The following is a 12,437-nucleotide window of genomic DNA, read 5'->3' on the forward strand; positions in this document are numbered from 1 at the left end:
GAGTGCCCGGCGCCGGGGTGCTGCCTGCCGCCGAGCGAGGCGGGCGCGCGGAGGGCGCCACGGGATGAAGCACGGGAGGCTGGAAGCCCGGAGACCCGGGGCCTTCCGCTGGCTGCTGGGGAGCTGAAGCCACCGGGCCCGCGTTTGCCGGGCGGCGTACCACCGGAGGCAGAGACCGGGCCGCGGTCGCCATGGCTGCTCCCATCTTCTCCGTGCGGGAGGCGGACGGCGCCGGAGCCGGCCCCGCGGCCGCGGAGGGCCCTCGCGGGGCGGGCAGCAGCACGGGCTGACCCAGCGGCGCCACGGAGGGCGGCAGCGCCCGCTGGATGGGCGGCAGCGCGGCCGTGCGCAGCGGATCCTCGGGGAGCGGTGGCCTGAAGGGACGCGGTGCCCGCGAAGCCGGCGGGACCGGATCCACGCCGGACTCCAGGGGCGGCAACAGCGGCAGCTCCTCGAACTCGGCGGGAGCGGCGACGAGTGGCTCGTCGTGCTGCGGTCCCAGGCGGGCAACATCCGCCTGCAGGAGCGGATCCCTTGGATCCAGCTCGAGCGCCGCCTTCAGGGCGCCGCGTGCGCGAGACTCGCAGCCCAGCTCCAGCAGCAGCTCCGCGGCCGCGCGATACGAGGCGATGGCCTGAAGCCGCTCGCCCGCGCGCCGGCAGGCCTCCGCGTGCCGCACGCGCATGTTCGGGTCCCTGGGAGCCAGACGGAGGATCTGGTGATACGTCTGCGCACACTGCGCGAACTTTCCTCGCACGAACTGCTGGTGCGCCACCTCTTTCAGATCCCTCAGCCCCATGGACGCCCTTCCCCCTGGCGCTCCCCCGTGGATGCGCGCCTCGACACAGCAAGCATGTGATGTGCCGAGGAGCGAGCGAGCGCGAAGGGTTCAGTGGTGGGCGGAGCCGGAGCCGCGGATGTCCACCAGCGATAGGCCCCAGGCCTCTGCCACATGGGTGCGACTGCGTGTCTTCCACACCCGGCCGCCCTTCGCCCTGTAGAAGCGTCTGATCGGGCGCTGTAACAAGGAAAGGAAAGCGCGCGAATTCCTCAAAAGCCGCGTGCAACGCGGTGGGCCGCCGGTGTCTGCTGGTGGAAAGGGAGGAAACCCATGAAGCACTTCGTCCGCAGCACCCTGGTCGTCCTGTCGCTGTGCTCCGTCCCCGCGCTCTCCGATCCGTCCGCCAAGGCGCCTGCCGTCAAGGGCTCGGAGGAGATCATCACCGTGCGCGCGGGCAACGCGAAGACCGTGAAGGCTCCCGGGATGACGCGCCTGGCGCTCGAAGATCCCGAGATCGCCGACGCCTCGATCTCGGGAACCGACGTCGTCCGCATCCAGGGGATCAAAGCAGGAGAGACGGTGCTCCTGGTGTGGACCGGGAAGGCGCGCAAGGCGTACCGCATCGTGGTCCAGTAGTGAGCCCGTGGGTGGGTCACTCGGTTAGTATCCGCGCGGCTCAAACCCCCAGGAACACTCCGTGAATCGATTGGTGCCGTTGCTGTGCTGCGCCCTCCTCGTGCCCGCCGTGGTGCTCTCGGCTGGCGCGCAGACTCCTCCTTCCACCCGGATGGAGCCTCCGCAGCCTCAGCCTCCACCGAAGAAGGATCCAGCTCGCGAGGCCGCCGAGGCCACCCAGGTGGACGCGGGCACGTCTCCTCCTCCTCCGGGCGTGCCGGCCGCCGGCACGCAGGAGTGGAACGTCAACGCACCGAACGCGCCCTCCACCGAGGCGGCCATCGACGTCGCCGAGGGCACCTGGATGAGCGTGGACGTGAGCCCGCGCGGGGATGAGCTCGTCTTTGATTTGCTCGGGGACATCTACACCCTGCCCCTCTCCGGCGGCGAGGCGAAGCCGCTCACCCACGGCGTGGCCTGGGACTTCCAGCCGCGCTACAGCCCGGACGGGAAGTTCATCGCCTTCACGAGCGATCGCGGCGGCGGCGACAACCTCTGGGTGATGAAGCGCGACGGCAAGGATCCCCAGCCGGTGACGCAGGAGAAGTTCCGGCTCCTCAACAGCCCGGCGTGGTCGCCGGATGGCCAGTACCTCGTGGGCCGCAAGCACTTCACCTCGAAGCGCTCGCTGGGGGCGGGGGAGATCTGGCTCTACCACCGCTCCGGCGGCGACGGCGTCCAGCTCACCGAGCGCCCCAACGAGCAGAAGGACGTGGGCGAGCCCGCGTTCTCTCCGGACGGCCGCTACGTGTACTTCAGCCAGGACGTCACCCCGGGCAAGACCTTCGAGTACAACAAGGATCCGAACGGACAGATCTACGTCATCCAACGGTTGGATCTGGAGACGCACGAGATTGAGCCGTTCATCACCGGCCCGGGCGGCTCGGTGCGCCCCACGCCCTCGCCGGATGGCAAGCAGCTCGCGTTCGTGCGGCGCGTGCGCGGCAAGAGCGTGCTGTACCTGGCGGACGTGGCCTCGGGCGCGGAGCGGCCCCTGTTCGACGGGCTCGATCGCGACATGCAGGAGACGTGGGCCATTCACGGCGTGTACCCGGCCATGGGCTGGACGCCGGACAGCAAGTCGCTCGTGTTCTGGGCGGGCGGCAAGCTCAACCGCATCGACGTGGCCAGCAAGCGCGTCACGCCCATCCCCTTCCACGTGAAGGACACTCGCACCGTCGCCGAGGCCCTGCGCTTCCCGCAGAACGTGGCCCCTGAGCGCTTCTCCGTGAAGATGCTGCGCTGGGTGCAGGTGTCGCCGCAGGGGGACCGCGTGGTGTATCAGGCGCTCGGGAACCTGTACGTGCGCGAGCTGCCCAACGGCACTCCGCACCGGCTGACGAAGCAGACGGATCACTTCGAGATGTTCCCCTCCTTCTCCCGAGACGGGCGCTTCATCGTCTACACGACGTGGGATGACGAGAAGTTCGGGAGCATCCGCGTGGTGCCCGCCACCGGCGGCGAGGGCAAGGTGGTGAGCTCGCAGCCGGGCTTCTACCGCGAGCCGGTGTTCTCGCCGGACGGGCGCTTCATCGTCTACCGCGCGGGTGGCAGCGGAAACCTGCTGCCGGGGCAGTGGGGCCACGAGCGGGGGCTCTTCGTCATCGGCCGGGACGGGGGCCGGCCGCGCCAGTTGGCGAAGGCCGGCGAGCAGCCGCACTTCGGCGCGCACTCGGACCGGGTGTTCTACCTGTCCGTGGAGGACGGCGAGAAGGAGGACAAGCGCGAGCTGCGCAGCATCAGCCTGGATGGGAGCGCGCAGCGCACGCACCTCACCAGCTCCGAGGTGGAGGGCTTCCGCGTCTCGCCGGACGAGCGGTGGGTGGCGTTCCGGGAGACCTTCAACGCGTACGTGATGCCGCTGCCGCCAGGCGGCAAGCCAGCGGCGGTGAGCAAGGACAGCAAGGCCCTGCCGGTGGCGAAGGTGTCCAAGGACGCCGGGGATTCCATGCACTGGTCCGGGGACTCGAAGCGGCTGCACTGGTCGCTGGGGCCAGAGCTGTTCACGCGCGAGCTGCGCGAGGCGTTCCGCTTCGTGGAGGGCGCGCCGGAGAAGCTGCCCGAGGCTCCGGCGAAGGGCCTGAACATCGGCTTCGAGGTGAAGCAGGACGTGCCGGAGGGCGCGGTGGCGCTGGTAGGGGGGCGCGTCATCACCATGCGCGGCGACGAGGTGCTCGAGGACGGCGTGGTGGTGGTGCGCGGCAACCGCATCGTCGCCGTGGGCAAGCAGGGAGAGGTGAAGGTTCCCGAGGGCGCGAAGGTGCTCGACGTGCGCGGGAAGACGGTGATGCCGGGGCTGGTGGACGTGCACTGGCACGGGCCGATGGCCGAGGACGGCATCCTCCCGGAGCAGAGCTGGAAGAACTACGCCTCGCTGGCATTCGGGGTGACGACACTGCACGATCCGTCGAACTCGACGGCGGAGATCTTCGCCGCGAGCGAGCTGGCCAAGGCGGGGCGGATCGTCGCGCCGCGCATCTTCTCCACGGGCACCATCCTCTATGGAGCGCAGGGCGTGGGGTACAAGGCGCCCATCGAGACGCTGGACGATGCGCGCTCGCACCTGCGGCGGATGAAGGCGGTGGGAGCCTTCAGCGTGAAGAGCTACAACCAGCCACGGCGGGATCAGCGCCAGAAGGTGATCCAGGCGGCGCGCGAGCTGCAGATGATGGTGGTGCCGGAGGGCGGCTCGCTCTTCCACCACAACCTGTCGATGGTGGTGGACGGGCACACGGGCGTGGAGCACGCGCTGCCGGTGGCGAAGATCTACGCGGACGTGAAGCAGCTCTGGAGCCAGAGCAAGTCGGGCTACACGCCGACGCTGATCGTCGCGTACGGCGGTCTGTTCGGCGAGGAGTACTGGTACCAGAAGACGAACGTGTGGGAGGACTCGCGGCTGATGTCCTTCGTGCCGCGCCGGATCATCGACTCTCGGAGCCGGCGGCGGAACATGGCGCCCGATGACGAGTTCAACCACTTCAACGCGGCGCGGGTGGCTCGGGAGCTGAATGACGCGGGGGTGAGCGTGCAGCTCGGCGCGCACGGGCAGCGCGAGAGCCTGGGAGCGCACTGGGAGCTGTGGATGTTCGGCCAGGGCGGGATGAAGCCGCTGCAGGCGCTGCGGGCCGGCACGCTGGAGGGCGCGCACTACCTGGGGTTGGACAAGGACATCGGCTCGCTGGAGCAGGGCAAGCTGGCGGACCTGATCGTCCTGGACAAGAACCCGCTGGAGGATCTGCGCAACTCCGAGTCCGTGCACTACACCATGGTGAACGGGCGGTTGTTCGACTCGGCGACGATGAACGAGGTGGGCAACTCGCCCCGCCCGCGCGCACCGTTCTTCTTCGAGCGCGAGGGTGGCGAGGCCTGGGCGCCCGGGCTGAGCCTCTCGACGGAGCAGGACTGAGCGCGAGGGGCTCTGGGATTCAATGAGGCACGGGGGCCGATTCTGGCGGCCCCTTTTCCAGTGGATCCCAAGTGAATTGCTCGGTGGGGGTCAGCTTCATGTTCGTCAGTCCGTGACGCTGGACGAACTCGGCGAAGCGCTCAGAGACGAGGATGCTGCCCCGCTTCCCTCGGGGACGGAACACGTCCTCGCCCTGCCAGGTGCCCGGCTCCAGGACGAAGCCGTGCACGGAGTCCACTCCGGCGGAGCGGCACTCGAGACAGGTAATAGGCTTGGAGCGGCGGATGCGGCTGCGCGCCTCATCGACGGCACCCCGCCCGAAGCACGCGGTGACGGCGAAGTAGCGGGGCACGAGGGTGGGCATAGGGCCTCTGCGCATCTTGCGCACGCGCTCCAGTTCGACGGGATGGAAGCCAAGCAAACCAGTCAGCCCCTCTGCCCGAAAGGCTTCCGCGAAGCGTTCGGAGATGAGGAGGTCATAGCCAGGGCTCTCCACGAAGTCTCCGAAGTCCTTGCCGTACAGTTCCAACTCGGTGCGGTAGGGGGGAGCCACGTCAGCATGCCGATGGGGGCGCCGCATTGGGGGCAACGGGGAGCGTCTCCGAGGTTTTCGGAATCGGACCCAAGAGATTTGGTATCGAAGCGTCCGTGCATGTCGTCCTGGAGAACGAAGAAGCGCGGGACCGTCTTCTCGTCAGAAGCCATTGGGGAACCTCCATCGCAACGCCGAGCGGTTGTAGATCGAGCGCAGGAACGCCTCGAATTCTTCTGGTGTGGCGCTCTCTTGCTCTTTGAGCCAGTTGATGACCTCCTGAGCTACATCGCGGTGCCACTTCTGGTAGCCGCAATGTGCCTTCTTGTTCCGGGCCTGGGCCACGAAGCGCTTATCCCGAGGCTTGTAAAGTCCGCGAAGGGTCAGATGATTCTTCAGCGCCCTGGCGATGGGTCGGGAGATGACATGGTGCTTCTGTCCGGTGCACTTGGGAGGCTCGGGTTCGGCAGAGGCCGCCTCGGCCTCCGTCTCTGCCTCCTCTGTTGTGGATTCCTCCTCCTCCGCTGAGGCTTCGTATGCCGCGAGTTCGCCCGCCGCCCCCAGGGTCTCCAGGAGCTTGAAGGCTTCCTCCGCGGGCACCCCACAGCTCTCCTCGGGGGTGAGCGGGAACTTCTTGATGCAGCAGTTCACCGAGGGCTCGCCTGGCAGGCACGGTGTCGCCGCAGCGCAGCTGGACGTGAACCACCCGAACAGGACAGCCATGCAGAGAGCGAGTGGTGCTCTGGCCTCTTTCATGGCATTCAATCGTAGGGGCGAGCTCTTGGCAGTGTCACGGCGAGGGTGCGGAAACGCTTGCGAGGGCGCGGACGAGGCCGGAGAGTGCGTGCCTCTTCTCGGAGCGTCATCGTGTCCCTGCCGACCCTCGCCCTCTCCCCCGCGTTGATGATCAGCCTGCTCGCCGCGCCTCCGGCTCCCAAAGCCGGCTCGGTGAGCAGCCCGCCGCCCGCGACTGCCCAGGCCCCGGGGCCCACGGCGGCCCAGCTCCAGATGGCCGAGCGGCTCGTCGGCCCGGCGCTCACCGAAGGCCATGCCTGGGCCCGCCTCGCCGAGCTCACCGATGGCATCGGCCCACGCCTGTCCGGCTCCGAGGGCGCCGAGGCCGCCGTGCAGTGGGCCCAGCGCTCCTTCAAGGCCGATGGCGTGAAGGTGTGGCTGGAGCCCGTGAAGGTGCCGCACTGGGTCCGAGGCGAGGAGCACGCCGAGCTGCTCGCCTCCGAGCACTTCCGCGCCCGGCCCCTCACGGTGATGGCGCTCGGTGGCAGCACGGGCACGCCTTCCGAGGGCATCACCGCCGACGTGGTGGAGGTGTCCTCGCTCGAGGAGCTGGCCTCGCTCGGTGAGCGCGTGAAGGGCCGCATCGTCTTCTTCAACCACGACATGAAGGAGGCCGAGGACTACGGGCGCTTCTCCGTCTTGCGCGGACTGGGACCCTCGGCGGCCTCCAAGGCCGGAGCCGTGGGCGCCCTGGTGCGCTCGCTGGCCACCGCCTCGCTGAGCACGCCCCACACGGGGATGACCCGCTTCGAGGACGGCATCACTCCCATCCCCGCCGCCTCCGTCACCGTGGAGGGTGCCGAGATGCTCCACCGCATGCTGGCCAGTGGCGGCTCGGCCCGGGTGCACCTGGTGCTTGGGTGCAAGACGCTGCCGGATGCGGACTCCTTCAACGTGGTGGCCGAGGTGAAGGGCCGCGAGAAGCCCGAGGAGATCGTCCTGCTCGGCGCGCACCTGGACTCGTGGGACGTGGGCGAGGGCGCGCACGATGACGGCACGGGTGTGGCGATGGTGATGGAGGCCGCGCGCCTGCTCGCCCGCCAGAAGCCCGCGCCTCGGCGCACGGTGCGCGTGGTGCTCTTCATGAACGAGGAGAACGGGCTGCGCGGCGGCAAGGCCTACGCCGAGGCGCACGCCGCCGAGCTGCCGCACCACGTGGCCGCCATCGAGATGGACTCGGGAGGAGGCCGCCCGCTGGGCGTGGCGTTCCGGGCCGGTGAGGGCGCCCCCGCGCTGGTGCAGCCGTGGCTGAGCCCCCTGGTGGCGCTGGGCGCGGCGAAGATCGTCTCCGGCGAGGCGGGGGGAGCGGATCTGTCGCCGCTCGGTCCCGCGCAGGTGCCCATGGTCGGCGTGAAGGTGGACAGCAGCCGCTACTTCGACGTGCACCACACCCACGCGGACACGCTGGACAAGGTGGATCCGGAGGCGCTGGCCAAGAGCACGGCGGCGCTGGCGTGGACGGCCTACGCGCTCGCGGAGATGCCCGGCCTGCTGGCTCGCCCCACCGCGCCGCCCAAGGTCCCCGCGATGTTCGCACCGCCCGCGGTGGCCACTCCGGCCCCGGGCGCTCCCGCCGCGGGGAGCGTGAAGCCCTCGACTCACTGAAAGGAAGCGTACGCCCCATGGCCAAGAACTTCGTCGCCAAGATGCCCTACGAGGCCACCCACCCCGACGTGCTCGCCGTGTACTGCTCGGATGGGCGCTTCACCGAGCCGGTGGAGGAGCTGGCGCAGCACCTGGGGCACGAGCGCATCGACACGCTCACCCTCCCGGGAGGCCCGGGGCTGCTCAACCGCTGGTCCGCGGACTACCTGGAGAGCGACATGGTCACCCGCGCGGCGAACTTCCTCATCGAAGGCCACCACATCCGCGAGGTGCTGCTGCTGGCCCACGCCGGCTGCGGCTACTACCAGAAGCGCCATGGCTCGCTGGGCGCGGAGTTCATCGCCGAGCAGCAGCTCAAGGACATGGAGGCCGCCGCCGAGGAGCTGCGCAAGGCCCACCCCGGCCTCATCGTGCACAAGTACTTCGTCCGCGCCATGGGTCCGAAGATCATCTTCGAGTCCCTCGACGCCTCGGAGCCCTGAGCTCCCGTCACGCCATGCCCAGCCCCGAGCGACCGATCTACCTCGACTACAACGCCACCACGCCGGTGGCGCCTGAAGTGCTCGAGGCGATGCTGCCGTACCTGCGCGACGAGTTCGGCAACCCCTCCAGCACCCACCCCTACGGCCGCCGCGCGAAGCAGGCAGTGGAGCGGGCGCGAGCCCAGGTGGCGGCGCTGCTGGGCGCCAGGGCGGAGGAGATCTTCTTCACCTCCGGAGGCACCGAGGCCAACAACCTGGCCATCCGCGGGGTGGCGGAGGCCCGGCCCGAGCGGCGGCACGTGCTCACCTCCACCATCGAGCACCCCGCCACGGAGCGGCCCTGTCTCCACCTCGAGCGCCAGGGCTGGGCGGTGTCGCGGGCCGGGGTGGACGCCGAGGGGCGCGTGCGCGTGGAGGAGGCCGCCTCGGCGCTCCGCGATGACACGGCGCTGGTGACGCTGATCCACGCCCACAACGAGACGGGCGTGCTGCAGCCGGTGAGGGAGCTCGCGGCGCAGGCGCGCGGGCGGGGCGCGGTGGTGCACACGGACGCGGCCCAGTCGGTGGGCAAGGTGCCGGTGGACGTGGAGGTGCTCGGGGTGGACCTGCTCACGGTGGTGGGACACAAGCTGTACGCGCCCAAGGGCGTGGGAGCGCTGTACGTGCGCCAGGGCACGCCGCTCAAGCCGTTCGCGCTCGGGGGCGGGCAGGAGCACGGGCTGCGGCCGGGGACGGAGAATGTGCCCTACGTCGTCGGCCTGGGCGCCGCGTGCGAGCTGGCGCAGGGGCGGCTGGCCCAGGACACGGCGGCGCTCTTGGAGCTGCGCGAGCGGCTCTGGTGGAGGCTTCAGGCGGAGGTGCCCGGCATGCGGCTCGCGGGACACCACACGGAGCGGCTGCCCAACACGCTCAACGTCCGGTTCCCCGGCGTGCGCGGCAGCGTGGTGCTGGCCGGAGCGCCGGAGGTGGCGGCCTCCACCGGCTCGGCGTGCCACGAGGGCGGGGAGACAGCCTCCTCCGTGCTCCTGGCCATGGGCCTGCCGCCGGAGGAGGCGCTGGGCGCGGTGCGGCTGACGCTGGGCCACGGCACCACGGCCGAGGACGTGGACGTGGCGGCCTCGGCGCTGGCCCGAGCGTGGCGCGGGGCCTCAGGCCAGGCCGGACGCTGAGCTCACGGCTCCGGGCCTGGAGTCACTTCTTGTCGCCGGTGTCGGGCTCGAGCTGGAAGAGGACCCACTGGTTGGCGCCGTGGAGATCCAACAGGTAGATCTCCCCGGGCTCGAAGCTCGACTCCATGAGCGCGACGAACTGCTGCCGGGCCGGATCAATGGAGGCGTAGTCCTCCAGCTTCCCCTTGCCGAGACGCACCAGCCGGGCCGGCTGAGCGGTGAACCGCAGGCGCCCTCGATTCGGGAGCTGCTGATAGGAGAACGTGACGTCCCGCATCCCCGGGTCGGCCTTGAAGGACTGTCCTCCTTCGACGACGGACTCCCGGACCTTGATGTCCTTGAAGGGCGGAGGCGTGGGAGACACCAGGTACCGCACGCGCAGCCGGTTCGGCTTCTCCAGGCGGATCTCCCCGACGTTCGCCGTCTTCCCCGGATCGGCGGTGAGGGTCCGGCTCTGGGGGATGAGCCCTGGGGCCTTGAACCAGAGCTCGTACCAGGCCGGCCTGGGCGTGAGCCCACCGAGCTGGAAGCTCCCATCCTTCTCGAGCTTCACCTCCAGCCGCGCCGCGGGCTTGTCCCCATTCACCTGCCCACTGGGCGTGTTCACGTCCCCAGGAGAGATGAAGGCATAGACCTGGGCGCGAGCTTTGGGATCCGCGGCCAGCACCCGGCCGCGTGCGGCGCCGAGCTTCTCGGCCGGCAGCGGGCTCAGGGACACGTCCCCCAGGACGAGCACCTCACTGTCCGGCAGACCCTTGAGAGGGATATCCACCGCCTCATACCCATGCAGGCGCAGGGGGATGGGGCGCTGGAGATCCTCCGCCAGCGTCACGAACCAGCCCTCGTCCACCAGGGTGACCTGACTGTTCAGCTGCTCCAGGCGGCCAGGACCTCCCTTGAGGACGGCATGGCCTACCAGGACATGGCCCCGGCCCTGCTTCTTGCGCTCTGCCTTTGCCGCGTCGACGGTGGTGAGCAGCCGGCTGGCGAGGGGGCCCTTGCCAGCCTTGCGGAGCTTCGCGACGACGTCATCAATGGACTTGGGCGCGGGAGCCTCCGCGGCCATGACACCCATTCCCCAGGCGAACACCAGCCACAGCAGCATGCGCGGACCGAGCGGCTTCATTCTCAACATCCTCCGTTTTCGCCCGGAGCGTAGCTGGATTCCGCTGAGAAAAGTGAAGCAGCGGGCCGGGTTCCCCAACTCCGGCCCGCTGCCCGAAAGTGTATGCGTTTACGTCCAACCCCAGACGTCGGGGTGGCTCGCAAAGTACACGCCTCGCGGCCCATGAGCCGTACCACTCCGGGGGTATGTACAGCACAGCCCTACATGCCTCAACACGGTCATGCATGACGCGTCTGGAGAGCGCCTCCAGATGGATGAGCTCCGCCTTGGAAGAGAGGCCATGGACAACCCGATGAGGCTCGTGTTCGCCTTGATGGATGCACTGAATCACTCGCTGTCGGACGGTGGGGGGAGCGAAGCGCTGGTGATGCCGGTGCCCTCGGGGGGGTTGGCCAACCATGATGAGGACATGGCCGGCTGTGCCAGCGGCCAGGAGAGGCTCTTCCCTGCCGTCACCCCAGACAGCCCGGAGAGGGGATGGGGGCAGGCCTGGGCAGGTCATCGGGGGTACCGGCGCTATTTTGATGTGAGCCTGCGGCAGGAGCGGTGGCTGACGCTGCTCGGGGGCGTACCCTCCACGGACCCGAAGGGCTCTGCGCCGCATCCGGAGAACCTCACGGTTTGGGGCTCACCCACGGAAGCCCTCTCATTGCTGGCACCGATCCTGGCCAGAGCCGTGTGCAAGTCTTACGCGCGAGGCCAGACCCTGGCTCGGAGCCACGAACTTGTGGAGGCTCTCTCCCTTCATCAGAGCATCGGAAGCATCATCGTGAAGCTCCCCTCCCAGGAAATGACATGCTCCGAGGGGGCCATGGAGCTGCTGGACGAATGGTTCCCTCCTCATGAGAGAGGGGACAATGGCCTGCCCAAGGAGTGGCAGGAGCGGCTGTTGAAGCTGGAGCAGCTGGAGCAGCTTGAGGAGGACAAGAAGCAGGAGCAGTTCAGCTGGAAGCGGACGGGCGCCTCCCAGGGCTTGAGGGTGAACTTCGTACCGCTGCCGCCGGGACAGGAGCCCCACCGGTCCTGGGTGCTGCTGCTGGAGAAGGTGTCGTTCGGACTGACCATGCCGCTGGTCTGGCGCAAGGTGCTCACCCACCGTGAGGCGGAGGTCGTGGAGTGCGCGCTCCAGTACATGGACAACAAGGAGATTGGCGAGCAGTTGAAGTGCACCGAGGCCACGGTGAAGAAGCACCTGCAGCGCGCCTTCGAGAAGCTGGGGGTGGAGACGCGCAACATGCTCTTCTACTGGGCCAGCCGGCGCTGAGCCGCCTCCGGACGGATCATGCCGCGAACGCCATGGAGGCGCAGAGCAGCAGCCAGAGCAGGACGGCACCACGCGCAAGATCGACCAGGGAAATGTGCATAGGCAATCGTTTGTGCACGCCCCCATGAGTAGGGCGTCCACGGTACTCAGCAGGTGGGGACGGTACGCACCGGGCGCCACCTGCCTTCCAAGGCGATGCGGCGCCCGCCGCTGAGCAGCACCCTCACCCAAGTCCGAGCACGGAGTGAGCTCCAGGATGTACGCCCGGGCTGAAGGCTCACACCCAGGCAGTCACGCGGGCAAGCGCCTCCGGGGGCCACCGCCCACGCTCGCCGCCCGGGCCGGCGCTGAGCCCTCAGTGTCCGCTGAACATCGTGATGCCACCGCCCACCAGCAGGAAGACGACGCCAATTCCTCCCAGCAGCAGCGGGAAGGCCCAGACGTTGAAGACGGTGTGGATCCGCATGTTGTCGGGCTGCGCCGGATCGTACAGGACGACCAGGCTGTCGCCCTCCTTGTAGCGCGGGGGGTTGGAGCCCACGTTGGAGACCACCTCCTGCGTGGCGCCCGCCTGCGTCCGGTAGCGGAGCACGGGGTAGTAC

Annotated in this window: 11 protein-coding genes; 6 read left to right on the forward strand and 5 right to left on the reverse strand. The window is 69.2% G+C overall.

The genetic code is table 11. The annotated features are described in order from the left end of the window. The coding region (locus ACJ8AT_RS16885; RefSeq protein ID WP_407738768.1) for a hypothetical protein at positions 1-799 on the reverse strand (799 nt) is incomplete at its 3' end. 312 nt (positions 800-1,111) lie between these two features. Here ACJ8AT_RS16885 and ACJ8AT_RS16890 point away from each other — a divergent pair. Both ACJ8AT_RS16890 and ACJ8AT_RS16895 read left to right on the forward strand, forming a co-directional pair. Continuing rightward, positions 1,112-1,417 (forward strand): pilus assembly protein N-terminal domain-containing protein, encoded by a 306-nt coding sequence (locus ACJ8AT_RS16890; protein ID WP_407738769.1) that lies wholly within the window; start codon positions 1,112-1,114, stop codon positions 1,415-1,417. Between the two features lie 61 nt (positions 1,418-1,478). Further along, the gene (locus tag ACJ8AT_RS16895; protein WP_407738770.1) at positions 1,479-4,862 is read left to right on the forward strand and encodes an amidohydrolase family protein; all 3,384 of its coding nucleotides are present in this window, start codon (positions 1,479-1,481) and stop codon (positions 4,860-4,862) included. A 19-nt stretch (positions 4,863-4,881) separates the two neighbouring features. Here the strand turns inward: ACJ8AT_RS16895 and ACJ8AT_RS16900 are convergent, their stop codons facing one another. Next, positions 4,882-5,415, reverse strand: a complete 534-nt coding sequence (locus ACJ8AT_RS16900) for a hypothetical protein (protein WP_407738771.1) — start codon at positions 5,413-5,415, stop codon at positions 4,882-4,884. Between the two features lie 141 nt (positions 5,416-5,556). Beyond that, entirely contained in the window at positions 5,557-5,994 is a 438-nt protein-coding gene (locus ACJ8AT_RS16905; protein WP_407738772.1) for a Wall-associated protein precursor, read from the reverse strand. Positions 5,995-6,297: 303 nt separating this feature from the next. Here ACJ8AT_RS16905 and ACJ8AT_RS16910 point away from each other — a divergent pair, with 303 nt between their 5' ends. The 3 genes from ACJ8AT_RS16910 to ACJ8AT_RS16920 are packed head-to-tail and all read left to right on the forward strand — an operon-like array spanning position 6,298 to position 9,445. Beyond that, positions 6,298-7,794 (forward strand): M20/M25/M40 family metallo-hydrolase, encoded by a 1,497-nt coding sequence (locus tag ACJ8AT_RS16910; RefSeq protein WP_407738779.1) that lies wholly within the window; start codon positions 6,298-6,300, stop codon positions 7,792-7,794. A 17-nt stretch (positions 7,795-7,811) separates the two neighbouring features. Next, the gene (locus tag ACJ8AT_RS16915) at positions 7,812-8,276 is read left to right on the forward strand and encodes a carbonic anhydrase (RefSeq protein WP_407738773.1); all 465 of its coding nucleotides are present in this window, start codon (positions 7,812-7,814) and stop codon (positions 8,274-8,276) included. Between the two features lie 14 nt (positions 8,277-8,290). After that, positions 8,291-9,445: a cysteine desulfurase family protein gene (locus ACJ8AT_RS16920; protein WP_407738774.1), complete on the forward strand. Its 1,155-nt coding sequence runs from the start codon at positions 8,291-8,293 to the stop codon at positions 9,443-9,445. A 22-nt stretch (positions 9,446-9,467) separates the two neighbouring features. Here ACJ8AT_RS16920 and ACJ8AT_RS16925 read toward each other — a convergent pair whose 3' ends face one another. Next, positions 9,468-10,571: a hypothetical protein gene (locus ACJ8AT_RS16925; protein ID WP_407738775.1), complete on the reverse strand. Its 1,104-nt coding sequence runs from the start codon at positions 10,569-10,571 to the stop codon at positions 9,468-9,470. 790 nt (positions 10,572-11,361) lie between these two features. On the opposite strand from ACJ8AT_RS16925, the gene ACJ8AT_RS16930 reads away from it, so the two are divergent. Then, positions 11,362-11,835 (forward strand): response regulator transcription factor, encoded by a 474-nt coding sequence (locus ACJ8AT_RS16930; protein ID WP_407738776.1) that lies wholly within the window; start codon positions 11,362-11,364, stop codon positions 11,833-11,835. Positions 11,836-12,190: 355 nt separating this feature from the next. Here ACJ8AT_RS16930 and ACJ8AT_RS16935 read toward each other — a convergent pair. Then, positions 12,191-12,437, reverse strand: a 247-nt coding sequence (locus tag ACJ8AT_RS16935; RefSeq protein WP_407738778.1) for a DUF3592 domain-containing protein, incomplete at its 5' end; no start/stop codon positions are given.

This window comes from Hyalangium sp. (assembly GCF_045802625.1).
Classification (GTDB): Bacteria; Myxococcota; Myxococcia; order Myxococcales; family Myxococcaceae; genus Hyalangium.

What these genes read in the sequence shown, in the direction of transcription:
- ACJ8AT_RS16890 (WP_407738769.1), top strand. Translation starts at nt 1,112, where the DNA reads ATGAAGCACTTCGTCCGCAGCACCCTGGTCGTCCTGTCGCTGTGCTCC.
- ACJ8AT_RS16910 (WP_407738779.1), top strand. Translation starts at nt 6,298, where the DNA reads ATGATCAGCCTGCTCGCCGCGCCTCCGGCTCCCAAAGCCGGCTCGGTG.
- ACJ8AT_RS16915 (WP_407738773.1), top strand. Translation starts at nt 7,812, where the DNA reads ATGGCCAAGAACTTCGTCGCCAAGATGCCCTACGAGGCCACCCACCCC.
- ACJ8AT_RS16920 (WP_407738774.1), top strand. Translation starts at nt 8,291, where the DNA reads ATGCCCAGCCCCGAGCGACCGATCTACCTCGACTACAACGCCACCACG.
- ACJ8AT_RS16925 (WP_407738775.1), bottom strand. Translation starts at nt 10,571, where the DNA reads ATGAAGCCGCTCGGTCCGCGCATGCTGCTGTGGCTGGTGTTCGCCTGG.
- ACJ8AT_RS16930 (WP_407738776.1), top strand. Translation starts at nt 11,362, where the DNA reads ATGACATGCTCCGAGGGGGCCATGGAGCTGCTGGACGAATGGTTCCCT.